Source organism: Candidatus Rokuibacteriota bacterium, from assembly GCA_030647435.1.
In the GTDB taxonomy this organism is placed as follows: Bacteria; Methylomirabilota; Methylomirabilia; order Rokubacteriales; family CSP1-6; genus AR37.
In genome coordinates, this window is sequence record JAUSJX010000155.1 from 20564 (window position 1) to 43945 (window position 23382).

22 protein-coding genes are annotated in these 23382 nt (G+C 68.2%); 18 read left to right on the forward strand and 4 right to left on the reverse strand.

Annotated elements, in window-relative coordinates; translation table 11 throughout:
* The first annotated feature begins 3 nt into the window (after positions 1-3).
* The 10 genes from Q7W02_26785 to Q7W02_26830 all read left to right on the forward strand — a co-directional run bounded on the left by Q7W02_26785 (position 4) and on the right by Q7W02_26830 (position 10301).
* Positions 4-1893 (forward strand): TRAP transporter permease, encoded by a 1890-nt coding sequence (locus tag Q7W02_26785; GenBank protein ID MDO8479738.1) that lies wholly within the window; start codon positions 4-6, stop codon positions 1891-1893.
* A gap of 196 nt (positions 1894-2089) precedes the next feature.
* Entirely contained in the window at positions 2090-3367 is a 1278-nt protein-coding gene (locus tag Q7W02_26790; protein ID MDO8479739.1) for an extracellular solute-binding protein, read from the forward strand.
* Positions 3368-3450: 83 nt separating this feature from the next.
* Positions 3451-4395, forward strand: a complete 945-nt coding sequence (locus Q7W02_26795) for a sugar ABC transporter permease (protein ID MDO8479740.1) — start codon at positions 3451-3453, stop codon at positions 4393-4395.
* Positions 4395-5240 carry a carbohydrate ABC transporter permease gene (locus Q7W02_26800; GenBank protein ID MDO8479741.1) on the forward strand — a complete coding sequence of 282 codons (846 nt, stop codon included), beginning with the start codon at positions 4395-4397 and terminating at the stop codon, positions 5238-5240. The genes Q7W02_26795 and Q7W02_26800 overlap by 1 nt, the downstream gene beginning before the upstream one ends.
* An 882-nt stretch (positions 5241-6122) precedes the next feature.
* Positions 6123-6269, forward strand: a complete 147-nt coding sequence (locus Q7W02_26805; GenBank protein MDO8479742.1) for a hypothetical protein — start codon at positions 6123-6125, stop codon at positions 6267-6269.
* Positions 6270-6387: 118 nt separating this feature from the next.
* Positions 6388-7119 (forward strand): hypothetical protein, encoded by a 732-nt coding sequence (locus tag Q7W02_26810; GenBank protein MDO8479743.1) that lies wholly within the window; start codon positions 6388-6390, stop codon positions 7117-7119.
* 19 nt (positions 7120-7138) lie between these two features.
* Positions 7139-7342: a TRAP transporter large permease subunit gene (locus Q7W02_26815; GenBank protein MDO8479744.1), complete on the forward strand. Its 204-nt coding sequence runs from the start codon at positions 7139-7141 to the stop codon at positions 7340-7342.
* 189 nt (positions 7343-7531) lie between these two features.
* Positions 7532-8551, forward strand: coding sequence for a DctP family TRAP transporter solute-binding subunit (locus Q7W02_26820; protein ID MDO8479745.1), 1020 nt, complete (start codon positions 7532-7534; stop codon positions 8549-8551).
* Positions 8551-9012, forward strand: coding sequence for a TRAP transporter small permease (locus Q7W02_26825; GenBank protein ID MDO8479746.1), 462 nt, complete (start codon positions 8551-8553; stop codon positions 9010-9012). Before Q7W02_26820 ends, Q7W02_26825 begins: the two co-directional genes overlap by 1 nt.
* Entirely contained in the window at positions 9012-10301 is a 1290-nt protein-coding gene (locus Q7W02_26830) for a TRAP transporter large permease (protein MDO8479747.1), read from the forward strand. The genes Q7W02_26825 and Q7W02_26830 overlap by 1 nt, the downstream gene beginning before the upstream one ends.
* Before the next feature lie 123 nt (positions 10302-10424).
* Here the strand turns inward: Q7W02_26830 and Q7W02_26835 are convergent, their stop codons facing one another.
* Positions 10425-13493: a cation-transporting P-type ATPase gene (locus tag Q7W02_26835; protein ID MDO8479748.1), complete on the reverse strand. Its 3069-nt coding sequence runs from the start codon at positions 13491-13493 to the stop codon at positions 10425-10427.
* Between the two features lie 21 nt (positions 13494-13514).
* Complete coding sequence (locus Q7W02_26840) at positions 13515-13964, reverse strand: universal stress protein (GenBank protein ID MDO8479749.1); 450 nt, start codon at positions 13962-13964, stop codon at positions 13515-13517.
* Between the two features lie 570 nt (positions 13965-14534).
* Here Q7W02_26840 and pruA point away from each other — a divergent pair.
* Positions 14535-16169 carry an L-glutamate gamma-semialdehyde dehydrogenase gene (pruA, locus tag Q7W02_26845; GenBank protein MDO8479750.1) on the forward strand — a complete coding sequence of 545 codons (1635 nt, stop codon included), beginning with the start codon at positions 14535-14537 and terminating at the stop codon, positions 16167-16169.
* Positions 16170-16311: 142 nt separating this feature from the next.
* On the opposite strand, the gene Q7W02_26850 is transcribed toward pruA, so the two are convergent.
* Together Q7W02_26850 and Q7W02_26855 are read right to left on the reverse strand one after the other, a co-directional pair.
* The gene (locus tag Q7W02_26850; GenBank protein ID MDO8479751.1) at positions 16312-16809 is read right to left on the reverse strand and encodes an arsinothricin resistance N-acetyltransferase ArsN1; all 498 of its coding nucleotides are present in this window, start codon (positions 16807-16809) and stop codon (positions 16312-16314) included.
* Positions 16806-17159, reverse strand: a complete 354-nt coding sequence (locus Q7W02_26855) for an NAD-dependent epimerase/dehydratase family protein (protein MDO8479752.1) — start codon at positions 17157-17159, stop codon at positions 16806-16808. The genes Q7W02_26850 and Q7W02_26855 overlap by 4 nt, the downstream gene beginning before the upstream one ends.
* A gap of 75 nt (positions 17160-17234) precedes the next feature.
* On the opposite strand from Q7W02_26855, the gene Q7W02_26860 reads away from it, so the two are divergent.
* The 7 genes from Q7W02_26860 to Q7W02_26890 are packed head-to-tail and all read left to right on the forward strand — an operon-like array spanning position 17235 to position 23306.
* Positions 17235-17960, forward strand: coding sequence for a class I SAM-dependent methyltransferase (locus tag Q7W02_26860; GenBank protein MDO8479753.1), 726 nt, complete (start codon positions 17235-17237; stop codon positions 17958-17960).
* 27 nt (positions 17961-17987) lie between these two features.
* Entirely contained in the window at positions 17988-18968 is a 981-nt protein-coding gene (locus Q7W02_26865; protein MDO8479754.1) for a hydroxyacid dehydrogenase, read from the forward strand.
* A 30-nt stretch (positions 18969-18998) separates the two neighbouring features.
* Positions 18999-19787 carry a putative hydro-lyase gene (locus Q7W02_26870; protein ID MDO8479755.1) on the forward strand — a complete coding sequence of 263 codons (789 nt, stop codon included), beginning with the start codon at positions 18999-19001 and terminating at the stop codon, positions 19785-19787.
* 3 nt (positions 19788-19790) lie between these two features.
* Entirely contained in the window at positions 19791-20522 is a 732-nt protein-coding gene (pxpB, locus tag Q7W02_26875; GenBank protein ID MDO8479756.1) for a 5-oxoprolinase subunit PxpB, read from the forward strand.
* On the forward strand, positions 20522-21463 hold the full coding sequence (locus Q7W02_26880) for a biotin-dependent carboxyltransferase family protein (GenBank protein MDO8479757.1): 942 nt from the start codon (positions 20522-20524) through the stop codon (positions 21461-21463). Before pxpB ends, Q7W02_26880 begins: the two co-directional genes overlap by 1 nt.
* Positions 21464-21499: 36 nt before the next feature.
* Positions 21500-22828 (forward strand): aspartate aminotransferase family protein, encoded by a 1329-nt coding sequence (locus Q7W02_26885; GenBank protein ID MDO8479758.1) that lies wholly within the window; start codon positions 21500-21502, stop codon positions 22826-22828.
* 43 nt (positions 22829-22871) lie between these two features.
* Positions 22872-23306: a glycine zipper domain-containing protein gene (locus tag Q7W02_26890; GenBank protein MDO8479759.1), complete on the forward strand. Its 435-nt coding sequence runs from the start codon at positions 22872-22874 to the stop codon at positions 23304-23306.
* Positions 23307-23382: the final 76 nt, after the last annotated feature.

Consider the following 23382-nt stretch of genomic DNA (forward strand, 5'->3'; position numbering starts at 1 on the left):
GCCGTGCGCAAGCTCGTCGGCTACAGCGGGCTGGTCGTAGGCGTGGTGGCGGTCGTCATGTCCGTCTACCACGTCTACGCCCGCCTCACGACCGCGGCGCCCGACAGCCTGGTCCTCCGCATCATCACGCTGGCCTTCAGCCTGGTCCTGGCTTTCCTGCTCTTCCCGAGGCGGAGCGGCGCGACGCGGGACCGGATCCCGTGGACCGACCTCGCGCTCGCCGCGGCCTCGCTGGCCAGCGTCGGCTACCTGTTAGTCCGCTACGACTACATCACGATGCGCATGCCCACCGCCGACTCCCTCAGCGCGGCCGACATGGAGGTCGCCGGGCTCGGCACGCTGCTGGTCCTCGAAGCGACCCGGCGGGCCATCGGGGCCGCCCTGCCCATCGTGGCCCTCTGCTTCATCGCCTACGGCCTGGGCGGTCCCTGGTTCCCCGGCGGCCTGCGCCACCGCGGGCTCTCGCTCGAGATCCTGCTCGACCAGACCTACTTCACGACCGAGGGGATCTTCGGGATCGCCCTCGGCGTCGCCGGCTCCTACGTCATTCTCTTCGTCATCTTCGGCGCCTTCCTGGAGAAGTCGGGCGCCGGCCAGTTCTTCATGAACTTCGCCAACGCAATCGCCGGCGGCCAGCGCGGGGGGCCGGGGAAGGTCTCGGTCGTGTCCTCCAGCCTCTTCGGGACCATCTCGGGCTCCGCCGTGGCCAACGTGATGGTCGACGGCTGGCTGACCATCCCGATGATGAAGCGGACCGGGTTCAAGCCCGAGGCGGCGGCGGCGATCGAAGCGGTCGCCTCGACGGGCGGCCAGATCATGCCGCCGATCATGGGCGCGGCCTCCTTCGTCATGGCCGAGTTCATGGGCGTGCCGTACTCGCACGTGATGCTGGCGGCGCTCATCCCGGCACTGTTCTACTACGGCGCGCTCTTCGCCGCGATCCACTTCAACGCCATCCGCGGCGGCCTGCGGGGCATCCCCAAGGCGGAACTGCCCGATCTCCGCCAGATCATGTGGCGGCAGGGCCACCTCTTCCTCCCGCTCCTGGTCATCTTCTTCCTGCTGGTGCAGGGCTACACGGCGACCTACGCGGCCATCATGTCCACGGCAGTGGTCTGGGCGCTGTCCTGGCTGCGGCGGGAGACCCGCGTGGGGCTGCGGGGGGCGGTGGAGGCGCTGCGGGACGGCGCCCTACAGACCGTGCCCGTGGCCATGGCCACGGCCTCCGCCGGCATCGTCATCGGCGTGATCCTCCAGACCGGGCTGGCCATCCGCTTCACGAGCTTCCTGGTGGCGGTGGCGGGTGAGGCGCTGATCGTCGCGCTCGTGATCACGATGCTGGCCGCCATCACCCTCGGCATGGGGATGCCCACCACGCCCGCCTACATCATGCTGGCCGCGCTCCTGATCCCCGCAGTCATCAAGCTCGGGGTCGCCCCCATGGCCGCCCACATGTTCGCGTTCTACTTCGCGTGCCTGTCGGCCGTCACCCCGCCCGTCGCCCTCGCCGTCTACGCGGCGGCGTCGATCAGCAAGGGCAGTCTGTGGGGCGCGGGGCTCCAGGCGGTCAAGTTCGCTGCGGCCGGCTTCATCGTGCCGTTTTTCTTCGTGTACTCGCCGGCGCTGCTCTTCGAGGGGCCGTGGACCGGCATCGCGGTAGCCGTGGCCACGGGGACCATCGGCGTGGTGGCGCTTGCCGCCGGACTAGAAGGCTACTTCATCCGACCGGCGACCTGGGTCGAGCGCGCGCTCTTCGTCGGAGCTGCGCTCCTGCTCATCTACCCGGGGGTCCTGACCGACGGTGGCGGCCTGGTTCTGCTGGGGGTGGGCCTGGGCCTCCAGAAATTGCGGCCCCCGGTGGTCATCCCGGTGCGAGTGGTCGCGCCCTCGTGAGCCGCGCCGCCCTGGCCGCACTGACGCTGATCGCCCTCGCGCTGATCGCTGGGACGATCGCCTACGGGGTCTTCCGGCTCTACGCCTAATGCCGCGGGGCGTCTTGACAGCCCCCCGCTCCCCGGCATAGAGTCCCCCACCATTTCCTGACCGGGTCCCTGTTCCGACGGCTTTCAACCATGAGGAGGAGGAACCTATGGGTTCTGTCAACCGCCGCGAGTTCCTGACCGCTACGGGCGCCGGCCTGGCCGGCATCCTTGCCGCTGGGGTGCCGCCCGCGCGCGCCCAGCAGCGGGAGATTTCCTATCTCTGCTGGAACAACTTCGCCCCGGCGTCCGACAAGAAGCTGGCCGAGATCGGCCAGCGCTTCACCAAGGACACGGGCGTCAAGCTGAAGATCGACCATGTCTCGCACATGGGTCCGCAGCAGTCCAAGTACGCCTCGGAGGTGCAGACCCAGGCCGGCCACGACCTCGTCGAGATGCGGATGCATTTCCCGTGGCTCTACGAGCCCCAGCTGGTCGATGTCTCGGACGTCGTGGCGGAGCTCGAGAAGAAGTACGGCAAGGCGCTCTCCTCCGCGTACGAGGGGGGCCATGTGAAGGGCGTCTGGCGCGCCGTGCCCCAGTATCACACCATGTTCGTCCCCACCTACCGGGAGGACCTCTTCAAGAAGGCGAGCCTCAAGGTGCCGGACACCTGGGAGGAGCTCTATACCGTCGGCAAGGAGCTCAAGAAGATGGGGAACCCGGTCGGCATCCCCATCAGCCAGAACTACGATTCCATTTCTACTGCCAGCCCGGTCCTCTGGTCCTTCGGGGGCATGGAGGTAGACAAGGACGGCAAGACGGTTCGCATCAACTCGCCGGCCACGGTGCAGACGATCGAGTGGTACAAGAAGATGTACCGCGACTGCATGGAGCCCGAAGTGCTCTCGTGGTCGGACTCCAGCAACAACGAGTCGATCCAGCAGGGCAAGGCGGGCTGGGTCCACAATCCGCTCAGCGCCTACATCGTGGCGCGAAACCGCAAGCTCGTCACGACCGATGGAATGAACCACCACCGGAGCCTCACCGGCCCGCACGGTCGCCACGAGACCGACGTCCCGCGCCACATCGCCATCTGGAAATTCTCCAAGAACATCGAGCCGGCCAAGGAGTGGATCCGTTACCTGCTCGGCAAGCGTGAAGTCTACGACGAGTACATCATGTCCGGGGACGCGTTCAACTTGCCCGTCTACGACAAGCTCCAGGACCACCCGGTGCTCAAGACCGACCCCAAGTATGCCGCCCTCAAGGGCGAGGGGATCCAGTACCACACCTACGGCTGGCCCGCGCCGCCTTCGGACAAGGTCCAGCTCATCACCAACACCTACTTGCTGCCCAACATGATCGCCAAGGCGGTGACGGGCACGTCGACGAAGGACTCGATCGCCTGGGCCGAGACCGAGATGAAGAAGATTCTTGCCGGGTGAGCCGCAGCCCGTTGGGGGAACCGCAGCCGCAGGCGAGGCGACCACGAGAACAACGAGGCGAACAAATATGGTAATCGGCTAGCATGGCTGCCGTCAGAGCCGACGAGATTCTGGTTCCGCGCGGGCGGCCGCGCGGAACCGCGCGCCTGAGCGTGTGGCTCGATCGAGAGCGGATCCTGGGGCCGGTGTTCGTGACACCGGCCCTGCTCCTGCTGCTGCTCCTGGTCGCCTATCCATTCGTGATGGCGGTGTATTTCTCCCTCTCCAACGCCTTCATCGGCCGGCCGAGCGAGTTCATCGGCATCAGGAACTTCGTGCAGCTGTGGGACAGCGACGCCTTCCGCCAGACTTTCCAGAATGCCTTCGTGTTCACCGGCATCGCGGTCGTCTTCAAGGTCGTGCTGGGCATCGTCCTGGCGCTCCTGCTCAACGAGCAGCTCTGGTTCAAGCGGATGATCCGCGGCGCGGTGCTCCTGCCCTGGGTCATCCCGACCGCGCTGTCGACGCTGGGCTGGTGGTGGATGTTCAACTCGCTCTACAGTGTGGTCAACTGGACCGGCATCGCGCTGGGGGTCATGGACCCGCCGGGGCCCAACTGGCTCGGCCAGAGGTACTACGCCATGGCCGCGGTGATCACGGTCAACATCTGGCGCGGCCTGCCCTTCTTCGCCCTCTGCATCCTGGCCGCGCTCGTGGCCATCCCGAAGGAGCTCTACGAGGCGGCCGAGGCCGACGGTGCCGGCGCCAACTCCCGCTTCTGGCACATCACACTGCCCTTGCTCAAGCCGGTGCTCGCCGTCGTCGTGCTCTTCTCCACCATCTTCACCTTCAGCGACTTCAACATCGTCTACGTACTGACCCGCGGCGGGCCCATCAACTCAACCCACCTTTTCGCGACGCTCTCGCGCGTGCTGGGGATCGACACCGGGCGCATCGGCGAAGGCGCGGCGGTCTCGCTGTACCTCTTCCCGCTGCTGGTGTTCGTCGTCTGGGCGCAGCTGCGGTTCGTGCGGAAGCAGGCCTACTGATGGCGGTGGCGAAGCGCCCTCTGCTCCGGAAGACGATGCGGCATCTGGCGCTCCTGCCCTTCCTCGTGTTCGCGCTGTTCCCCTTCTACCACATGGCTCTGACCTCGCTGAAGCAGGACAAGGAGCTCTACGACCGGCACGCGGTGCCGCTCATCATCCGCCAGGCGCCGACCCTCGAGCACTACAGCAAGCTGATCTGGGAGACCGAGTTTCTCACCTGGACCAAGAACAGCCTGCTCGTGACCGCGCTTGCCACGACCGCGTCCGTGGCCATCGGGACCGTCGCGGCCTATGCGCTGGCCCGGCTCAAGTTCTTCGGCGTGAGCACCTTTGGCACGGGCATCTTCGTGACCTACCTCGTGCCCACGACGCTCCTGTTCCTGCCGCTGGCGCAGGTCGTGAACTGGCTCGGGCTGGGCGATTCGAAGTGGGCGCTCGTGCTGACGTACCCGACGTTCCTCGTGCCGTTCTGCACCTGGCTCCTCATGGGCTACTTCCGCACCGTCCCGAAGGAGGTCGAGGAATGCGCCATGGTCGACGGGGCCACGCGCATCCAGGCGCTTTGGCGCATCGTGCTGCCCATCGCCGTCCCGGGACTCGTCTGCGCGGTGCTCTTCGCCTTCACCCTGTCGTGGAATGAGTTCATCTACGCGCTGACCTTCACCTCCTCGTCAGACCAGATCACCGCCAGCGTGGGGGTCACGAGCGAGCTGATCCGGGGAGACATCTACTTCTGGGGCGAGCTGATGGCGGGCGCCATCCTGGGCTCCGTGCCCATCGTCATCCTCTACGTCTTCTTCCTCGACTACTACGTCTCCGGCCTCACGGCCGGGGCCATCAAGTAGCCGCCTCCGCATTAGCCCGCATCTGACGAGCCACGCCTGGTCGCGCTCTACGACCGCCTCTCGCGCCACACGGCGTACCAGCGCTTCTCCACGGTGAGGCGGCGCCTGCCGCCCGACTAGCTCCATTACTGCGCGTAAGTAGCATAAAGCCTGTTCTCGGACGCGGCGGCCCTGGGGGCCGTGTCACAGCCTGGCACGACGGGACCACGCACTTCCTCTTCGAGCCGGTGGAGTTTCTCGAGAAGCTCGCGGCCTTGACGCCGCGACCTGAGATCAATCTGGCGCTCTATCACGGCGTGCTGGCACCACACACGCGCGCTGGCGGCCCGAGGTCGTCGCCCATCACCGCGCGGAGAGTGGCGCAGCGACAGATCCGGGAGCCGTATCGGGAAACCTCGGGCCAGGGCGCGGGAGCGCACCCAGGCCCGCTACTGGACGTGGGCCTTGCTGGATGCGCCGGCCGGATGCAGCTGATCGCCACGATCGACGACCCGGCCGTGATTCAGCGGATCCTTGCCCATCTCGGGCTGCCCGGTGCGCGCAGGATCCCCGGCCCCCGTTGCCCCTGACCGCGGCAGGAGCCGAGCAGCCGACACTTCCCGGCGTGACGGTCTAGGCGGTGTCGGGGGTCCGGGCAGCCGCGGACGTCTGCCCTGCCGGTGCCTGATGGTCCCCTGGACGGCTCCCACCCTGTGATTCAAGACCCCGATTTGATCTCGGATCCCCGCTCTGGCAGGATCGGCGCGAGGTGGGAGCGGGTTTATCCGCGCTGTGACAAGGCAGACTCCGGGGGAAGACCCTCGGGCGCGGCGGGCCCTGACTGAGAACGGGTTTTATGTTATCTACGCTCAGGCCGACGGGTGGACCCGGAGCCAGCCGATCATGATGCAGGTCGGGGAGTGCGCGGGCGCGGCGGCGGCGGGCGCCGCCCTGGACGGCGTGGTGCCGCGCCGCGTGGACATGAAGAAGGTTCACGACGCGCTGAGGCGCGGTGGCGCCCATTTCCTGTTGCCGGTTGGCGGAGGGTAGTCAAGGCGAGCGGCGGCGGAGCATAGTGGGCGGCGTGTCCGGTGGGACCAAACCGCCCGCAACGGGTCATCGTGTACGCGCTGCGCTCCACGAGAAGTCAACGGCAGAGGGAGAGACCATGAACAAGATCATTGCGGTACTGGCGGCGGCCGCAGCAGTGTGGATGATCCCGGGAATGACTCGGGCGGAGACGTTTCGGTTGATCATCGGCGCGGGGCACCCGGTCCCTGCGGCGTCCTGGGTTGCTCCGATGCAGACCTTTCTCCAGGTCGAGGTCAAGAAGCGAGTCGAGCAGAAGACCGGGCACAAGATCGAATGGGTCGAAGCCTACGGCGGCTCAGTCGCCAAGCTGGGCGAGGTCCTGGAAGCCGTGGAGAACGGCCTCATGGACATCGGCGACGTGCACGTGCCCTTCGAGCCATCGAAGCTGCTGGCCTACAACTTCGGATATTTCGTTCCCTTTGGCACCGAGAACGTGGTGCTGGCGGGAAAGGCAGCCCGTAAGGTCTTCGATACCTTTCCCCAGCTTCCGGCAAACCTGGAGAACAAGTTCAACCAAGTCTACATCGCGACGGGTGCGGTCACCAACTACAACCTGGTGACGACCTTCCCCTGGACCAAGGTCGAACAGTTGAGGGGCCGCAAGATCGCGGCAGCGGGACCGAATATTCCCTGGCTGCAGGCGGTGAAGGCGGTGCCCGTCCAGTCCAACTTGAACGAAGCCTACACCTCCCTCCAGACCGGGGTCTATGACGGGTGGATCATGATCCCGGACGCCACCTATTCCTTCAAGCTCCACGAGGTGGCTAGCAATTACACGATCACCAGCTTTGGCGCGATCCCCAACTGACCCGCTCTGGTTTGCGATCGTGTCCATCGTAGCGATCGAGATCGGTCTCCTGACCCCTCCATTCGGCATGGTGGTCTTCGCCATGAGATCGGCCATCGGAGAGGAGGTGCAAGTCGAGGAGATCTTCGCGGGCGCCGTCCCGTTCATCCTGATGCTGGGTGTGGCTCTCGCCATCATCATCGCCTTCCCCAGATTGAGCACCTGGCTCCCCTCGCTGATGTAGGGACGTATTCAAGCTGACCTTCAGCGAGTGACGCCGGCGTCCTCCGCCAGCCCGTCCGTGACACCCTTGTCGAACCGTGTCTCGAGCTCGTCCATCGCGATTGCGCCGGGGCGTCGTGTTGACACATTTTCCGAGCCCGTGCTATACGTGTCGCACCTCCCCAACCTTTCCAATCAAGGAGATACCTTTATGAAGCGCCTCCTCCTCGTGATCCTCGCGCTCGCGTGCGTCGTGGTCTCTGCGGCGGCCCCGGCGGCAGCCCAGTACAAAGCCGAGTTCAAGAACAGCCTGGTGGTGGGGCCTGCCGGGCCATGGGGCGAGGCGGCGATCAAGTTCGCCGATCTGCTCAAGGAGCGGACCCAGGGGCGGATCAACGTGAAGAACTACTTCGCCGGCCAGCTCTTCGCCGGCAAGCAGACCAACGAGTTCCTGCTCCTCAACCAGGGCGTGGCCGACTTCGCCCTGGGCTCGACGATCAACTGGTCGCCCCAGGTCAAGGAGCTCAACCTCTTCGCCATGCCCTTCATGTATCCCTCCTACAAGTCGCTCGACGCCGTGGAGAACGGTGGGCCGGGGCAGCATTTGTGGAAGCTCATCGAGGCCAAGGGCGTGATTCCGCTGGCCTGGGGCGAGAACGGCTTCCGCGAGATCACCAATTCCAAGCGGCCCGTGCGCAAGCCCGAAGACCTCGAAGGCTTGAAGGTGCGGGTCGTCGGCTCTCCGATCTTCATCGACACCTTCCGCGCGCTGGGCGCCAACCCGGTGAACATGAACTGGGGCGAGGCCCTGACCGCGTTCCAGACGGGCACGGTGGACGGGCAGGAGAACCCGGTGGTGTCGGTCATCCAGCCCTACAAGCTCTGGACCGTGCACAAGAACATCACGCTCTGGCGCTACGCCATCGACCCGCTGATCCTGGGCGTGTCGAAGATCACCTGGGACAGCCTCAGCCCCGCCGATCGCGAGATCGTGAAGAAGACGGCGGTGGAAGTGATGGTGGCGCAGAAGGCCGGCGCGCGCGCCGGGCTCGACGGCTCGCTCGAGGCTGTCGAGATGCTGAAGAAGAACGGCATGGAGGTGGTGATGCTCTCGCCGGCCGAGGTGGCCCCCTTCAAAGCCAAGACCAAGCCGGTCTATGACAAGTGGGTCCAGGAAGTCGGCGCCGACCTCGTCAAGTCGGCCGAGAGGATCATCGCGGAGACCAAGTAGTGCGGCGCCTCGCCCACCACTTCGAGGAGGCCCTGGCCGGGGGCCTCCTCGTCGTGATGGCGGTGCTGGCCTTTCTCAACATCCTGGCCCGCTATCTCACGCGCTATTCCTTCGCCTTCACCGAGGAGATCGAAGTCGCCGCCCTGGTCTGGATCACCATGCTGGGTGCGGCCATCGCGTTCCGTGAAGCGCTCCATCTGGGCTTCGGCATCCTGCGCGACCAGCTTCCGCGGCCCATCCGGCGGGGGCTGGCGGCCCTGACCGGCGTGACGGCGGTCGCCACCATGGCCATGCTCACCTGGGCGGGATGGTGGCAGATCCAGAGCCAGATCGCGCTCGGCACGACGTCGGAAGCCTTGGGCATCCCCGAGTGGATCTACACGGCGGCGCTGCCCGTCGGGGCGCTCCTCGTCATCATCCGGGTGCTGCAAGCGCTCCGGACGGAGATCGCCCGCGCCTGATGGACTGGCTCGGGGTCGTCTGGTTCTTCGGCCTCTTCATTCTCCTGCTGGCGATCGGCGCGCCCATCGCCGTGGGGCTCGGGGCGACCGGCGTGTTTCTGATCTGGAAGTTCAGCCTGGGCATGGCCGCCATCGGCCCGACCTTCTATTCGAACTTAGCCAAGTTCCAGCTCCTGGCCATCCCGTTCTTCATCATGGCGGGGCTCATCCTCGAGCGCGTGGGGATTTCGGAGCGACTCGTCCGTCTTGCGAGCCTCCTCATCGGTCCGGTCCACGGCGGGCTGGCGTTGGTGGCCATCGTCTGCTGCGTGTTCTTCGCCGGCATCTCGGGCTCGGGGCCGGCGGACACGGCGGCGCTGGGAACCATTCTGATCCCGGCCATGGCGGCGCGAGGGTACGCGAAACCCTTCGCCTCGGCGCTGGTCGCTTCCGGCGGCTCCATCGCCATCATCATTCCGCCCTCCATCGCCTTCATCATCTACGGCGTCATCACCAATACGTCCATCCCGGCGCTGTTCGCCGCGGGCGTCATCCCGGGCCTGGTCGTCGGCGCCTGCCTGGCGATACCGGCCTACGTGATCTCGCGCCGTCACGGCTGGCGGGGCGACCGCTACGGCACCCGCGCGGAGATCCTGCGCGCGCTGCGCGACTCCGTCTGGGGACTGCTGGCGCCCGTGATCATCCTGGGCGGCATCTACGGCGGCGTCTTCACCCCCACCGAGGCCGCGGTGGTGGCCGTCTTCTACGGGCTCTTCGTGGGCATCGTCGTCTACCGCTCGCTCAGTCTGGTATCGCTGTGGGGCATCATCCGGGACACGGTGGTGTCCTCGGCGGTGGTCATGCTGATCGTGGGCTTCGCGGGACTCTACGCCTGGGCCGGCTCCACCATGGGTGTCATCGACCAGATCACCCAGGCCCTGCTGGGGCTGTCGAAGACCCCCTGGGTCGTGCTCTGGACGATCAACCTCCTGGTGTTCCTGGCGGGCTACATCCTGGACGCCGTCTCGATCTACTACATCTTCGTGCCCATCATCATGCCGATCATGGCGGCCTTTGGCTGGAATCCCGTCTGGATCGGCGTGATGCTCACCGTGAATATCGCCATCGGCCAGGTGACGCCGCCCGTGGCGGTGAACCTCTACGTGGCCGCCAACATCGCCAAGCTGTCCTTCGACGAGATTTCCCGGGCCGTCTGGCCATTCGTGCTGGCTATGCTGCTCTCGTTGTTCATCGTTACCCAGTGGCCGGGCCTCTCGACGTTCCTCCCCGCGTTGTTCGGCCTCAAGTAGAAGAGAAGACCCTTTCGCTTTCGTCAACGGCGGGCACGTCCTGAAGGACGGCGAGCACACCGGGTCATCCGCCTGTGGTGGGGGCCTGGCGCTCTCCGGCTGGGCGTCGGGGCGACGCTCGGTTCACGCCCCGTGCCTCTTTCGCACCAGCCACTTCCGTCCCTCCTCGAGTGTGAGCATGGCGGGCGGGAGGGCGAGCAGGACGGACCACTCGGCGAACGCGAGCGGCGCCAGGCCGAAGATGTCGCGAAGGGGAGGGACGAGCACGAGGGCGAGCAGGAGGGCCAGTTCGGCCGCGATCCCCAGCCAGACATGCGGATTGCTGAACAGACCGGCGCGGAAGACGGACTCGCGGTCCGTGCGGCAAGCGAAGATATTCCCCACCTGGGCGGCGACGATGGCTGCGAAGGTCATCGTGGTGGCGCGGCGGTAGAGCGGACCCGTGGCCGCCATGGGCAGGCCCGGTCGCCAGCCCGCCAGCCAGTACGTCCAGAAGAAGGCGGAGAGCGCCAGGGCCGCCTCGGCGGCGCCGAGGAAGGCGTAGGCGCGCAGGAGCCGGCGTCCCCCGAGCAGCCGCGCATCGCGAGGACGCGGCGGCCTGTCCATCACGTCCTTCTCTGGCGGCTCGGCGCCGAGCGCGAGGGCGGGGAGCAGATCGGTCCCGAGGTCCACGGCGAGGATCTGCATCACGGTGAGCGCCAGCGGGATGCGGAAGAACACGAGGGCGAGGAAGGGCACCAGCTCGGGCACGTTCGACGCGAAGATGTAGGTCACGAACTTCCCCATGTTCGCGTAGATCGCCCGCCCCTGGCGCACCGCCGCCACGATGGAGGCGAAGTTGTCGTCGGTGATCACCATCACCGCCGCTTCCTTCGCGACCTCGCTGCCCCGCTTGCCCATGGCCACGCCGATGTCGGCGGCCTTGAGCGCGGGCGCATCGTTGACGCCGTCCCCGGTGACCGCCACCACCTCGCCCGACGCGCGCAGCGCCGAGACGATCGCGAGCTTGTGGGCCGGCGAGGTGCGCGCGAAGAGGACGCCCGGCTCGCCCAGGAGCTGCCGGAGCGCGTCCGGCGGCAGCCGGTCGAGCTCCTCTCCGCTGATCACCTTGTTGACGGGCAGGCCGATCTGCGCGGCGATGGCCTTGGCGGTCAACCCGTAGTCGCCGGTGATCATCATCACCCGGATCCCCGCCCGCCGGCAAAGCGCCACCGCGTCCTTCACCTCGGGTCGCGGCGGATCCCAGAGCGCGACCAGGCCGAGGAGGGTGAGCTGCCGCTCCACCGCCGAGGCCCCGGCGCCCACGAGACCATCGGCGAGGGGACGCCGGGCGACGGCGAGGATGCGCAGGCCCTCAGCGGCCAGCCGGTCATGATCCGCGAGGACGCTTCGGCGGACGTGGTCGCTCAGCGGCACCGTCCGGCCCTCCCAGCGGATCGTGTCGCAGAGGGCCAGCGTCTCCTTCGGCGCTCCCTTGACATACGCGGTGGCGCCTCGGTCCGTCGCGCGCACGAGGGTCATCCGCTTGCGAAAGGAGTCGAACGGGTACGGGGCGAGGAGCTCATGGGCTTGCCTGAGCTTGTCGGGATCCACGCCGAGTCGAGCGCCGGCGGCCACCAGCGCCACTTCGGTAGGATCGCCGCGCTCCGGCGTGGCCTGCGAGGCGAGCGCTGCCGCCTCGAAGAGCTCGCGGAGATCGGGCGCGCTCTCGCCATCCAGGGCATCGGTCGTGAGGGTGCGTCCCTCGATCCACACGCACCGGGCGGCCATGCGGTTCTGGGTGAGCGTGCCGGTCTTGTCCGTGCAGATGACCGTGATGGCCCCGAGAGTCTCCACCGCCGAGAGCCGCTTCACGAGGCTCTTCTGGCGGACCATGCGCTGGACGCCGAGCGCCAGCGCGAGCGTGAGCGTCGGCAGCAAGCCCTCCGGGACATTGGCGACGATGACGCCGAGAGCGAAGAGGAATCCCTCCCCTATGGGGAGGACGCCCGTCGACACGCCGAGGGCGAAGAATCCTGTGCCGAGAGCGGCGGAGAGGAAGGAGACGAGCCGGGTGACCCGCGCCATCTCGCGCTGGAGCGGGCTCGGCGCCTCGGGCACCGACTGGGTGAGCTCGGCGATGACGCCGATCTCCGTCTGCATGCCGGTGGCGCGCACGACGAAGCGGCCAGCGCCGGCGACCACCGCGGTTCCCGCGAAGACCAGCTCCGGCCGCTCCCGGACAGGCACGCTGGCCCGGTTGTTTCCGACCGCCGGGAGCTTGAACACCGGATGCGACTCGCCGGTGAGCGCGCTCTGATCGACCCTCAGTCCCGCCGCCGAGAGGAGCTGGCCGTCGGCCGGCACCTGGTCACCCTCGCCGACCTCGACGACGTCGCCGGGCACGAGCTCGGCGGCGGCGAGGCGCAGCGCCTGACCCGAGCGGAGCGCGGTGATCGCCGCGGGAAGCATTTCCTGTAGCGCTTCAACGGCTCGTTCGGCGCGGTATTCCTGCAAGAAACCGAAGACACCGTTGACGACGATCACGGCGAAGATTGCCCAGCCCAGCTCGGCCATTCCGGCCAGCACGGCGAAGACCCCGGCGACCCAGAGGAGCACGGCGAAGAAACTCCAGAACTGCTCGAGGAGGTGCATGAGGAGCGGCCGGCGCCGCAGGCGCTCGAGCCGATTCGGGCCGCATGCGAGGCGCCGCCTGGCGGCCTCGGCCGCGCTGAGCCCGGTAAGCCTCGAGCCGAGCAGGCTGAGCAGCTCGGCGGTGCCCAACGACACCTCGCCGGCAGAGCGCTCGGCGGGCGACAGCGCCTCGACCAGCGCCTCGCGTGTCGTGGCCGCGCGGGCGCGATCCGCGATCCCCGGCTCGGCCAGGCAAGCCATGAGCCGGCCGACCAGACGGAGGGCGCGGGCGCTGTCACCGACGGCCGCGATGAGGACCACGGCCGCTTCCACGGGCGGCAGGCCGGCCGTGAGCCGCGGTCGGTGGGCGAGGTTCACCCAGCGGAGCGTCACGCTCCCGGCATCGCGGGTGAGCGAGTGGATCAGGGCGACACCCGGAGCGATGAGAAGGCAGCCTGGCCCCTCCACCGGCAGAAGGTCGAGCCGCAAGAGGACGTCGCCGGGCGAGGCGATCTCGGGGCCGAGACACACAGGATCGCCGCCCAGGAAGGGGGAGATGGCCAGCGACGCGTCAGCCATCACGCAGTGGGCCGTGGGTGATCAGAGCCCGTGGCGGCCCGGCCGGATCAGCATGAGCTGCGCATCGGCCTTCCTGACCACCTGCTCGGCGACGCTGCCGAGCACGGTGCGTCCGACCGCGCTCCGTCTCTCCGTCGTGACGGCGATCAGATCGGCCCCGAACGCGTCGGCTTCCAGGAGGATCTCGGCGGCCGGATCGCCGAAGCGCACCACACACTCGACGTCCGCGGCGCCATCGAACTGCATCTCGACCGTCCGCAGATAGTCGAGCCCTTCCGCTTCCAGGCGCGCCATCTCCTCGTCAGCGTACGCCAGCATTCGGCCTTGCTCGCTCACGCGATTCTGGGGCACGGGCGCCACCTGGAGCAGCCGCACGGTGGCCCCGCTTCCGCGAGCGATGTCGGCCACGAGCGGCACGACGACCTCCGCCACGGGCGATTCATCGAGCGGCACCAGAATTCTCTTCGCCATGGTCAGATCCTCCTTTTACAGCGCCGCGACGGTATCGCCGACGCCTGACACGGTGAGCCCGGCGCACTCGGCGTGGAGGAAGACGCGCTTTCCACGCAGGTCGAGTTGGGTGACGCTGAGTCTCATGGCTGACTCCAACAAAGCTTGTCGTCCGCAAGCCGCATGCCATGCAGCCGAGCGTGGAGCAGCGCGAGACAAGGCAGAGTAATCGAGCGGATCGGACAGGCCCGGCCCGCCTTGCCGGCGGCTGAGCGCGAGAGCCGCTGCGGCGAAGCTGCCTCATTGCGGAGCCTGCGCCCCAATCGCCTCAAGCCTTTGCCGCTGGCGGAGGAGCGGAATCGGAGGGGGGTCAAGCCTTTTTGGAATCGAGCGGTATGGCTCGCGCTATGCATCAGCTCCTGGGGGGAGTCGCGTCTGGCCGCGCTCCGACCTGCCCAGGAAGCTCGCAGGGCTGTGACAAGGCAGGCCCCACGGTTAGGGTTTTTGGCCGCTGGTCGTGGTCGACGCGGCGATCTTCGTGCCGCGATTGCTGGTCAAGTCCGTCGGAAGACGTCTCAGGAGGACACGTCCATGAGCAACGGAATCTTCAGCGTGCCCGATCCACGGAACGAGCCCATCCTCGCCTACGCCCCCGGCAGCCCCGAGCGCCGGGCGCTCCGCGCCCAGATGGACAAGATGTCGAAGGAGGTCATCGAGATCGCCCCGCGCATCGGCGGCCGCACGGTCCAGACGGGCGTCACGGCCGAGGCCGTGACGCCGCACAACCACCGCCACGTGCTGGCCGTCTGGCACAAGGCCGGGCCCAAGGAGGTCGAGCAGGCCATCGGCGCCGCGCTCGAGGCCCACCGGACATGGTCGCGCATCCCGTGGGAGCACAGGGCGGCCGTCTTCCTCAAGGCGGCAGACCTGCTGGCCGGCCCCTACCGGATGGTGCTCAACGCGGCGACCATGCTCGGGCAGTCGAAGACGGCGCACCAGGCCGAGATCGACTCGGCGTGCGAGCTGATCGACTTCTGGCGCTTCAACGTGGCCTACGCCGAGGAGATCTACCGGCAGCAGCCCCGGTCCTCGCCCGGCTGCTGGAACTACGTGGACTACCGGCCACTCGAGGGGTTCGTCTTCGCGATCACGCCGTTCAACTTCACCTCTATCGCCGGCAACCTCCCGACGGCCCCGGCGATCATGGGCAACACGGTGCTCTGGAAGCCGGCGGCGTCGGCCATGTACGCCGCGCACTTCATCATGGAGGTGCTGGAGACGGCCGGGCTGCCGCCCGGGGTCGTCAACATGTTGCCCGGCATGGGGGCCGACGTGGGCGACCCGGTGCTCGCCTCCCCGGACCTGGCCGGCGTCCACTTCACAGGCTCGACGGCGACCTTCCAAGGGATTTGGGAGACAGCTGGGAGGAACATCCGCCGCTATAAGGCCTACCCACGGATCGTCGGCGAGACCGGTGGCAAGGACTTCGTCTTCGCCCATCCCTCGGCCGAGGTGCCGGCGCTCGCGACGGCGCTCGTCCGTGGGGCGTTCGAGTTCCAGGGGCAGAAGTGCTCGGCGGCCTCGCGGGCCTTCGTTCCGGTCTCGCTGTGGCCTGCCCTGGAGAAGGCGCTGAGCGAGCAGATCGCGGAGATCCGCGTGGGGGATGTGGCCGACTTCGGCAACTTCATGGGAGCGGTGATCGACCGGGCCGCCTTCGCCAAGATCAGGGGATACATCGACTTCGCGCGGAACTCACCGGATGCCGAGATCCTCGTGGGCGGCGCCTGCGACGACGCCAAGGGCTACTTCATCGAACCCACGCTGGTGCTGGCGAAGCGGCCCGACTTGAGACTCATGCGGGAAGAGATCTTCGGCCCCGTGCTGACGGTCTATGTGTACAAGGATCAGGAGATGGACGAGACCCTCCGGATCTGCGACCAGGGCTCGCAGTACGGCCTGACGGGCGCCGTCTTCGCCCGCGACCGCGGGGCCATCGCCACGATCGCCGCGGCGCTTCGCCATGCGGCCGGGAACTTCTACATCAACGACAAGCCGACGGGGGCCGTGGTCGGCCAGCAGCCCTTCGGCGGCGACCGGGCGTCGGGAACCAACGACAAAGCGGGCAGCGCGCTGAACCTGCTGCGCTGGGTGAGCCCGCGCACGATCAAGGAGACCTTCGTGCCGCCGACCGACTTCCGCTATGCCTTCATGCAGCCGGGCGACTGAGCGAGATCGGGGTCAGGTCTTGCAATCCGACATGAGGGCCCCGCAGCTGCTCGTTCGCCGCGGCTGGGTCTGGCGGGCAATGTGTGATTGCAAGACCTGACCCCGATTTCGCGGGGGAAGACCCTCGAACCGGATAGCTCGCCTAGAGGAGCTTCTCCATGATGAGCGTGTCCACCCACCGGCCGTCGAGCGTGCCCTGCTCGTGGTAAACGCCGACGCGGCTGAAGCCCAGGCGCTCGTAGAGGCGCACGCCCCCCGCGTTGGTGGGGAAGGTGGACAGCACCATCTTGTGGTAGCCGATCTCGCGCGCCAGCTCGATGAGGCGCTCGAGCAGGCGGTGGCCCACGCCCTTGCCGCGCCACGCGCGCTCGACGTAGACGGAGAAGTCGGCGACGTGCCGGTAGGCGGGGCGCGCGTTGAAGACGTTTAGACTTCCCCATCCGACGAGGACCCCGCCGGACTCCGCCACGATCACCGGGTGGCGGGGGCCGCGCGCCGCCATCCACTCGCGGCGCTCTTCAGGCGTGCGCAGCTCGGTCTCGAGCGTCGCCACGCGGTCTTCGATCCCCTGGTTGTAGATCAGGCAGACCGCTTCGGCGTCGCCCGCGCGCGCGGGCCGGAGCGTGACCGCTGCCCTCACTTCGCCGGCTCCAGCTCGCGCGCGTCGAGCCGTCCCGCCTTCTTGAGCACGGCGAATTCGTCGAGCGTCATCCGAATGCCATCCTTGAGCCCTGTGCGCGGCGTAGGGCCGAGATCCTGCTGGTAACCCGGGTCGGCCAGCTCGCCTACGACGCGGGTCACGCCGTCGCGGTCGGCGATGTCGCCCTTGACCATGACGACGTCGCGCAGGCGCTCCGGCCCCAGGATCATGCGCATGCGCCACGGGTCGTCGCCGAGGTCGAAGGCCACCGGCTTCTCGCCGGCCTCCAGCAGCCGCTTGCACACCCACGCCCCGATGCAGCCGAACGCTCCCGTCACCAGCGTCGCCATGGTGTTCAGGATCTCCTCGCCGCGCGGTCTGTACGCCGCCGACTTTTATTCACCACTTTGGGTATAATGCGGCCCGTGTTCGACAGCAAATTCTTCGAGGAGTCGTGGCCCACCATCTCCCGCGGCCTCGAGTCCGAGGCGGACGCCGAGACCGAGGTCGGCTGGATCCTCGGCCACGTGCGGCCGCCGGCCGGCGGGCGCGTCCTCGACGCGCCGTGCGGCTTCGGCCGCCACTCGCTCGCACTCGCGCGGCGCGGCTTCGGGGTCACGGGCGTGGACCTCTCCGAAACCGAGCTCGGCCGCGCCAAGGAGCGCGCCCAGGCCGCCGGGCTGCCGCTCCAGCTGGTCAAGCAGGACATGCGCGACATGGAGTTCTCGGGCGAGTTCGATCTGGCCTTGAACCTCTTCTCGAGCATCGGCTTCTTCACCGACGACGAGGACCGCCTCCTCCTCGACCGCTTCTGCACCGGGCTCAAGCCGGGCGGCGCCTTCGTCCTCGATACGCGCAACCGCGACTTCGTCATCCACGACGTGACGCCCGAGGAGACGGTGCAGCTGCCGGAGGGCACGGTCCGCGTCAAGAACCGCTTCGACGTGCGCACGAGCCGGATCCAGCAGGACTGGTGGCTCGAGGACCAGCACCGCCTGCTGGGCCAGACCGAGATCCGCCTCTACTCCGCCCACGAGCTCCTGCGCATGCTGCGCCCGGAGCGCTGGTCCCAGGTCGAGCTCTTCGGCGGCCTCGACGGACGCCCGTTCGCCCTCGAGTCCCCCCGCATCGTCCTCGTGGCGACCAAGTAACCCAGTCATAGGAGACCCGCTACCGTCATGAAGCCCCTCGTGATCCTTGCCGGCCCCATCCATCCGGACGGCGTCAAACAGCTCGAAACGGAAGCGCGTGTGGTCGTTTCTAACGAAGAGACGGAAGCGGGGATGATCAAGGCCGCGCAGGAGGCCTCGGGCATCCTCTTCCGCACCAAGCCCAACTGCACGCGGTCGCTGATGGCGGCCTGCAAGCAGCTCAAGGTCATCGGCCGTCACGGCGCCGGGCTCGATATCGTGGACCTCGAGGCCGCGACGGATCTCGGCGTGGCGGTCGTCCACGCCCCGGGCTCCAACTCCAACTCCGTCGCCGAGCACGCGATCATGCTCATGCTGGCCTGCGCCAAGCAGGCGGTGGTCGTGGACAAACGCACGCGGCTGGCCGACTGGAGCAAGGGTCGCTGGCAGGGCCTGCTCGAGATGAACGGCCGGACGCTCGGCATCATCGGCGTCGGCAACATCGGGCGTCGGGTGGCGAAGATCGCGGGCGCCATGGGCATGCGCGTGATCGGCTACGACAAGTACGTGGCGGCCGACGAGCTCCGGAACCGCGGCGTCGAGCCCATGCCGGACATGGCCTCCGTCCTCCGGCAGGCCGACGTCGTCACGTGCCACACGCCCCTCACGCGGGAAACGCGCCACATGATCGACGCCGTGGCGATCGCCCTGATGAAGCCCGGCGTGATCTTCATCAACACCTCTCGCGGCAAGGTCCAGGACGAGGAGGCGCTGCGCGTGGCGCTCGAGGGCGGCAAGATCCGAGCGGCGGGCATCGACGTGTTCGAGGAGGAGCCCGTCTCCTCGGACAGCCGGCTCCTCCAGCTCGACAACGTGATCGTGAGTCCGCACATCGCCGGCGTGACCGAGGAGACGACCCGCGGCATGGCGATCCAGGTCACAGCCGAGATGCTGCGCGTGCTCCGCGGCGAGAAGCCGCACGTGCTCGGCAACCCCGACCTCTGGCCCAAGCTCGGCCACCTGAAGTAGATTCAGAGGCACACACACCCGGAGGACGAGATGCCTATCGACACGCGCCACCCGAGAGAGATTCGCGCCGACATCCGAAGCGGCAAGCTCCACGGCGTCACCGCGGGGCTGGGGCCTGGGTTCGTCCAGGCCAATATGGCCGTGCTGCCCAAAGAGGACGCCTACGATTTTCTCCTCTTCTGCCAGCGCAACCCGCGCCCGTGCCCGCTGATCGAGGTGACGGAGGTCGGCTCGCCCGAGCCCGTCGGCGTGGCGCCGGGCGCCGACCTCCGTACCGACCTGCCGCGCTACCGGATTTACAAGGACGGCGTGCTCGCGGATGAGGTGACGGACGTCAAGGCCTTCTGGCGCGACGACCTCGTCGCCTTCCTCCTCGGCTGCTCCTTCACCTTCGAGTGGGCGCTGATGGACGCGGGCATCCCTTTGCGGCACGTGGATCGCGGCTGCAACGTCTCCATGTGGAAGACCAACGTCGCCTGCCGCCCGGCGGGCCGCTTCCACGGCCCCATGGTCGTCTCGATGCGGCCCATCCCGTACCAGATGGTCGCCAAGGCTGTGACGGCCTCGGCGCGCTTCCCCGGCGCCCACGGCGCGCCCGTGCACGTGGGCGATCCCGCGCACCTCGGCATCAAGGACATCTCGAAGCCCGACTGGGGCGACTTCGTCGGCATCGAGCCGGGGGAAGTCCCGATGTTCTGGGCGTGCGGCGTGACGCCGCAAGCGGTGGCGCTGGCGTCGAAGCCCTCGTTCATGATCACCCACAGCCCGGGCCACATGTTCATCACCGACGTGCCGAACTCCACCCTCGCCGCGTTCTAGCCGGTGGGCATCTACGCCGAGCCCCGCTTCCTGCCCTGCGGGGACCTCGCGCTGTCGGTCGAGCTGGGTGACGACATCAATCGCGAGGTCAACGCGCGGGTTCTCGCGCTCGAGTACCTGATCCAGCAGAAGGCGCTGGGCGGCGTCACTGAGACCCTGCCGAGTTACCGCTCGCTCCTCGTCTACTACGACCCCTTCACGGTTGGTTGGGACGAGCTGACCAAATCCCTTCGCGCGCTGTGCCGGGAGGCCCGGCCCGAGGTGCTGCCGCCGGCACGCACGGTCGAAATCCCGTGCTGCTACGGTGAAGACCTGGGCTTCGAGCTCGCGGCGGCGGCCAAGAAGATCGGCTTGCCGCCGGACGACGTCGCGCGGCTCCACGCCTCGACCGACTACTACGTCTACTTCGTCGGCTTCACGCCGGGGCTGCCCTACATGACGGGCATGCCCGACCGCCTCGAGATCCCGCGACTGGATCAGCCGCGGACCAAGACGCCGCCCGGCAGCGTCGCCATCGGCGGCATCCAGTGCTGCATCTACTCTGTCGAGAGCCCCGGCGGCTTCTGGGTGCTCGGCCGCACTCCGCTGCGCCTGTACGACCCGTCGGCCGCCGATCCGATCCTCCTCCGCGCCGGCGACCACGTCCGCTTCCGCATGATCTCCCGCGCCGAGTACGACACCATCGCCGGCGCCGTGGCGGAGGGTACCTATACCCCGCGCATGGAGCGCGCCTGATGCCGAGCGTCCTCATCCACGACGCGGGACCGCAGACCACGGTCCAGGACCTCGGCCGGCGCGGATCGCTGCGGGTGGGCATCCCGCCGTCGGGCCCCATGGACCGCGAGGCCTTTCTCCTCGCCAACCGCCTCGTGGGCAACGCCGATGACGCGGCGGGGCTCGAGTGCACGCTCATCGGGCCGCGCATCGAGTTCGCCGACGAGCGCTGGGTCGCGGTCACGGGCGCCGACATGCCCGTCACGCTCAATGGCGCGGCCATGCCGCGCTGGGCGGCTTTCGAGGTCGAAGCGGGTGAAGTCCTGCGGTTGGGACCGGCGGCCTCGGGAGTGCGCGGGTATCTCGCCGTTTCCGGCGGCATCGACACGCCGCCCGCGTTGGGCTCGCGCGCCACCTATCTCCGCGGCCAGCTCGGAGGCCTCGAGGGAAGGGCCCTCCGCAAGGGCGACTGCCTGCCGCTCGGCCCCGCCTCGGGCGGCGCGCCCGCCGAGGTCCACGAGGAGATCATCCCCGACTACACGGTCGAGCCCACAGTGCGCGTGGTGCTCGGGCCCCAGGACGACCGCTTCACCAAGCGCGGCATCGCGGCGCTCTTCGACGCGCCGTACGAGATGACGTCGCAGAGCGACCGCATGGGCGCCCGCCTCCGCGGGGAGCGCATCGAGCACACGCGCGGCCACGACATCATCTCCGACGGCGTGGCGCTTGGCGGCATCCAGGTCGTCGGCGACGGTCAGCCCATCGTGCTCCTGGCCGACCGGCAGTCCACGGGCGGCTACACGAAGATCGGCACGGTATGCTCCTTCGACATCGGGCGGGTGGCCCAGGTCAAGCCGGGGCAGCGGCTGCGCTTCCGCCGCGTGACCGTGGCCGAGGCCCACGAGTTCCTGCGCGCCTACCGCCGCGAGCTCGACGACGCGATCCCATTCCCCTCAGCCTAGGAGAGGGGCGACGGAAGCCAGGAAGGAGTCACCAACATGACCCTCGAGACTCTCGTCAACGACTACAAGGCCAAGACCTCCCGCTCGCGCCAGATGTACGAGGAGGCGCTCCGGGTCATGCCGGGCGGCAACAGCCGCACGACGACCTTCTTCGACCCGTACCCCTTCTACATCACGCGCGGCGCTGGCGCCCGCATCTGGGACGCCGACGGCGCCGAGCGCCTCGACTTCAACGGCAACTACACGAGCCTGATCCTGGGCCACGCGCACCCGTCGGTCGTCGAGGCCGTCGCCGAGCAGGCGACGCGCGGCATGTCCTTCCCCGGGCCGAGCGAGCACGAGGTCAAGCTGGCGGGGCTGCTGACCCAGCGCATACCGAGCATGGAGGTGGTCCGCTTCGCCAACTCGGGCACCGAGGCGACGATGAACGCCGTGCGCGCCGCGCGCGCCTTCACGGGACGGAGCAAGCTCGCCAAGTTCGAGGGCGCCTACCACGGCACGCACGACTGGGTGCTGGTGAGCGTCTCGCCCGACCCGGCCAAGTCGGGCTCGCGCAAGCGGCCGAAGCCTGTCGCATACTCGGCCGGCGTGCCGGACACCGTGCTCAAGCTTTCCGTAATCCTGCCGTGGAACGACGCCGACGCGTGCGTAAAGATCCTCGAGAAGCAGGGGCGCGACATCGCCGCGCTCATCGTGGATCCGCTCATGGCCAATGCCGGCCTGCTCGTGCCCCAGCCGGGCTTCCTCGAGCGCCTGCGAGAGGTGACGGAGCGTCTCGGGATCGTCTTGATCTTCGACGAGGTCATCTCATTTCGCGTAGCGCCGGGCGGGGCGCAGCAGCGCTTCGGCGTCCGGCCGGACCTGACCACGCTCGGCAAGATCATCGGCGGCGGGCTCGCCGTCGGCGCCTTCGGCGGGCGCGCGGAGGTGATGAACTACTACGACCCGCGCGGCGGCAAGGGACGGATCAGCCACGGCGGCACCTTCAACGCCAACCCGGTGACCATGGCCGGCGGTGTCGCGACGATGCAGGAGCTGACGCCCGACGCCTACGCGAAACTCGATGCCCTCGGCGATCGCCTGCGCGCCGGCGTCAAGCGCGTCCTGTCCAAGAACAAACAGCCCGCGCAGGTGACGGGGCTCGGCTCGCTCTTCTGGATCCACTGGACGAAGAAGCGCCTGAGCGACTACCGCTCGAGCCGCCCCGCGGATGCCGAGCGGCCGCTCCGCACCTTCATGGCGCTCCTCAACGACGGCGTGCTCCTGACCCAGCGAGGGCTCGGCTGCTGCTCGCTGGCCATGGTCGACGCGGACGTTGACCGCTTCCTCGAGGCGTTCGGCCGCGTGGTCGAGAAAGAGGCGTAGTCTTCGCCGGGCGAGGCATAATGGGCGGCGAGGGAGGTTTCCCATGACCACAACGCATCGCATCGTCTCAGGGATGACAGCCATCGTGTTCGCCGCGGCGCTCTCTGGCTGCGCGTCCGCGCCGGCCACGCCCACTATCTACGCCTATCCGGCCCAGGGCCAGACGCCCCAGAAGCAGGCACAGGACGGGAGCGAGTGCCAGACCTGGGCCAAGCAGCAGAGCGGGTGGGATCCGGCGACGAGCACGGCGAAGGGCGCCGGCATCGGGCTGGCCATCGGCGCGCTGACCGGCGCGGCGGCAGGAGCCGCCATCGGTGCGGCCACCGGACATGCGGGCACGGGCGCGGCGATCGGCGCCGCGGCCGGCGGCGTCGGTGGCGCGGCCTACGGCGGGACCAGCCAGTATGGGAAGGGCCAGGCGGGCTACGACCAGGCCTTCGGCGCCTGCATGAGCGCCAGAGGCTACACGACGAAGTAGCAGCGCCGTCGCCCCGACGCGGTTACGAATCCCGCGTCGGGGCGTAGTTCCCATTGCGGCCCCGGAGCCCATCCAT

Bases quoted from the DNA above. Each gene is read 5' to 3' on its own strand.
- Q7W02_26870 (MDO8479755.1), top strand. From the start codon at position 18,999: ATGCCTATCGACACGCGCCACCCGAGAGAGATTCGCGCCGACATCCGA.
- Q7W02_26835 (MDO8479748.1), bottom strand. From the start codon at position 13,493: ATGGCTGACGCGTCGCTGGCCATCTCCCCCTTCCTGGGCGGCGATCCT.
- Q7W02_26865 (MDO8479754.1), top strand. From the start codon at position 17,988: ATGAAGCCCCTCGTGATCCTTGCCGGCCCCATCCATCCGGACGGCGTC.
- Q7W02_26890 (MDO8479759.1), top strand. From the start codon at position 22,872: ATGACCACAACGCATCGCATCGTCTCAGGGATGACAGCCATCGTGTTC.
- Q7W02_26840 (MDO8479749.1), bottom strand. From the start codon at position 13,964: ATGGCGAAGAGAATTCTGGTGCCGCTCGATGAATCGCCCGTGGCGGAG.
- Q7W02_26810 (MDO8479743.1), top strand. From the start codon at position 6,388: ATGAACAAGATCATTGCGGTACTGGCGGCGGCCGCAGCAGTGTGGATG.
- Q7W02_26800 (MDO8479741.1), top strand. From the start codon at position 4,395: ATGGCGGTGGCGAAGCGCCCTCTGCTCCGGAAGACGATGCGGCATCTG.
- Q7W02_26805 (MDO8479742.1), top strand. From the start codon at position 6,123: ATGATGCAGGTCGGGGAGTGCGCGGGCGCGGCGGCGGCGGGCGCCGCC.
- Q7W02_26830 (MDO8479747.1), top strand. From the start codon at position 9,012: ATGGACTGGCTCGGGGTCGTCTGGTTCTTCGGCCTCTTCATTCTCCTG.
- pruA (MDO8479750.1), top strand. From the start codon at position 14,535: ATGAGCAACGGAATCTTCAGCGTGCCCGATCCACGGAACGAGCCCATC.
- Q7W02_26885 (MDO8479758.1), top strand. From the start codon at position 21,500: ATGACCCTCGAGACTCTCGTCAACGACTACAAGGCCAAGACCTCCCGC.
- Q7W02_26820 (MDO8479745.1), top strand. From the start codon at position 7,532: ATGAAGCGCCTCCTCCTCGTGATCCTCGCGCTCGCGTGCGTCGTGGTC.
- Q7W02_26790 (MDO8479739.1), top strand. From the start codon at position 2,090: ATGGGTTCTGTCAACCGCCGCGAGTTCCTGACCGCTACGGGCGCCGGC.
- Q7W02_26795 (MDO8479740.1), top strand. From the start codon at position 3,451: ATGGCTGCCGTCAGAGCCGACGAGATTCTGGTTCCGCGCGGGCGGCCG.
- Q7W02_26855 (MDO8479752.1), bottom strand. From the start codon at position 17,159: ATGGCGACGCTGGTGACGGGAGCGTTCGGCTGCATCGGGGCGTGGGTG.
- Q7W02_26880 (MDO8479757.1), top strand. From the start codon at position 20,522: ATGCCGAGCGTCCTCATCCACGACGCGGGACCGCAGACCACGGTCCAG.